The organism is Okeania sp. (assembly GCF_983059655.1).
Map to the genome: position 1 here is coordinate 1 of NZ_CEZPJD010000306.1, position 2,620 is coordinate 2,620.

General features: G+C 34.9%; 1 protein-coding gene, 3 tRNA genes and 1 pseudogene. All 5 read left to right on the plus strand.

Annotated features, from left to right (window positions below; translation table 11 throughout):
• Positions 1-133: 133 nt before the first annotated feature.
• Positions 134-206 (plus strand) — tRNA-Asn (locus AC3DU7_RS17380).
• Positions 207-212: 6 nt separating this feature from the next.
• Positions 213-286, plus strand: a tRNA-Gln gene (locus tag AC3DU7_RS17385).
• An 8-nt stretch (positions 287-294) separates the two neighbouring features.
• Positions 295-367 (plus strand) — tRNA-Gln (locus AC3DU7_RS17390).
• Positions 368-535: 168 nt separating this feature from the next.
• Positions 536-1,032: pseudogene (locus AC3DU7_RS17395) on the plus strand (DUF4277 domain-containing protein); the annotation flags it as partial.
• Between the two features lie 466 nt (positions 1,033-1,498).
• The coding region (locus AC3DU7_RS17400) for a histidinol-phosphate transaminase (protein WP_488040579.1) at positions 1,499-2,620 on the plus strand (1,122 nt) is incomplete at its 3' end.

A 2,620-nucleotide genomic window follows, 5' to 3' on the forward strand; every position in this document is an offset into this window, starting at 1 on the left:
TAACTAGCTATCAGCTATCAGCCGAAAATTTTGTGCAGATTTTAGCTAGAAACCTCAGACTATTGCAAAGTCTTTTTGTGAGTGTAAATCTAACCACCTGGTTGCGAAACCTATCTATAATGGTTTTGTCCATTGTCCTGTAGCTCAGTTGGTAGAGCGATCGCCTGTTAAGGGAAGTGTCGTAGGTTCAATCCCTACCAGGACAGTTTTAATGCCGGGTAGACGAATTGGTAAAGTCGCCTGTCTCTGAAACAGGAAGTTGTAGGTTCAATCCCTACCCCGGCAGCTATTGATTGAGGAGTCGCCTAAAGGTATGGCACCGCTCTTTGAAAGCGGAAAAATGCAGGTTCGATCCCTGCCTCCTCAGTTTTTGAGTAATGACAGAACTTATATCCCACATTCTGCACTTCAAATTGTCTTATAACAAGCTACAGGAAATTCACCTGTTTAATTAAGTATAATTATTTATGGTGTTTGGTGACTGCAACTGAGGTCATAAAGCTGACAATATCCTGATTATTTACTATGAAAAAAAGTGTCTTTCATTGAAGAAATAAAGTTAAAAATCTCGATCACTTAGGAATAGTAGCAGGACTAATTGACGAGATAGAAATTGTGGAAATAATTAACCAAAATTTAGGAGTAGATAATCGAGAAAAAATAGTAATTAAAGCTTTAATTCTCCATGGATTAGGAATGGTATCACGTCCTCTATATTTGTGAGCGTCAGTTCTTTCGCGACCATCGGCCAGATTTAAAACAATGTGTATTAGATTTAGTTGTCAGTAGTGATAGTGGAATACCATTATTTATGAGAACTGCTGACGGCAATGAATCAGATAAAGCAGTATTTGCTGAAATTTTAACCTAGGTGAAAAAACAAATAAAACTAGATAGTATTATGGTTTGTGATAGTGCTTTATATAGCCAAGAGAATCTGAAATTAATCTCAAATTAAAATGGATAAATCGAGTCTCAATGACTTTAAAAAAAGCCAAAGAAGTAATTGAATTAGACCTTGAAGAAGTAAAAATATCTCCTGAAACAGACCCAGAAATTCAAGAAATAACCATGATTATTCAAGAAAATTGATGCTATCAACGGGAGTGTAGTTGCTCCTTTGTCTTCTGCTGCCAAAACAACTCCCTGGTTCACCAATAATACTCGTGCCACTGATTTTTTTATGTTCTACAGAATTAATTTGTTTAATTTGTTGGCTCAAATTCTGATGATGATTCATGTATAGCAATCAGGAATGAGTTGTGAGAATTGAGGTGTTTCTTAAAAGTTTAGAATATAGCAATTATTATATTCATATGATACGTTTTTTCCTCTTCTCTGTTCCCAGCTCCGGTGTTCCCTGTTCCCTAAAAATTGCCAATATCTCACAACTCAAATCATATTGCTATATATTTTTGTGCTACATTATGAAGTGCGGAATGTGGGTATAATGAATGACATCCTCTAATTAGGATGCAAAAATAACTCTAAAAAATGTATGTTACCTTTTATTCGTTCAGACCTTGGTAATCTTAAAGCTTATACACCTCATCCTGGTGGCAGTTCAGAAATTCCTTTAGATAGACTAGATACTAATGAATGTCCTTATGATTTACCAGATAATTTAAAACAAAAGTTAGCTACAAATTATCAAGAGTTAATTGAAACAAACCGTTATCCAGATGGCAGTCATTTCCAACTTAAAGAAGCTATAGCTCAATATGTGAATGAAGCAACTCCATCAGTTAATATTTCTGCCGATAATATTTCTGTTGGTAATGGCTCAGATGAGTTGATTCGTTCTATTTTAATTGCTACTTGTTTAGGGGAAGAAGGTTCTATTTTAACTGCTACTCCTACTTTCTCTATGTATTCTATTCTTGCCAAAACTCTTGGTATTCCTATAGTCAATGTTGGTAGAAATGAGGAAACTTTTGAAATAGATATTTCTGCAGCTCAGAATGCTATTAATCAAACAAAAAAACAGACTGTAAAAGTAGTATTTGTTGTTCATCCAAACTCTCCTACAGCTAATGCTTTAACTGCTAAAGAATTAGAATGGTTGTTTAGTTTGCCTGAAGAAATTATGGTAGTAATTGATGAAGCCTATTTTGAGTTTAGTCAGACTACTGTAGCTGAACAATTAAACCAACATCCTAATTTGGTAATTTTAAGAACATTTTCTAAAGCTTTTAGATTAGCTTCCCTCCGGGTAGGATACGCGATCGCTCATCCAGAAGTTATGATTAATTTGGAAAAAGTTCGCCTTCCTTACAACTTACCAAGTTTTTCTCAAGCTGCTGCTAAATTAGTGCTTGCTCACAGACAAGATGTACTATCTTTTATACCGGAAATTTTGACAGAAAGAACTAAGTTATTTGAAAGTTTTGCGGAAATTTCAGCTCTACAAGTTTGGGAAAGTACGGCTAATTTCTTTTATGCCAGACTTACAGATAAAGGATTGAGTTTATTAGGAGAAAATCTGTCTCAGGAAGAAGGTTTAAATAATTTGATGCAGCAACTTAAAAGTCAGGGGACTTTAATTCGTCATACGGGTGGTGGTTTAAGAATTACGGTAGGAACTCCTGAAGAAAATCAGCGTACAATTGAGAGAATTAAA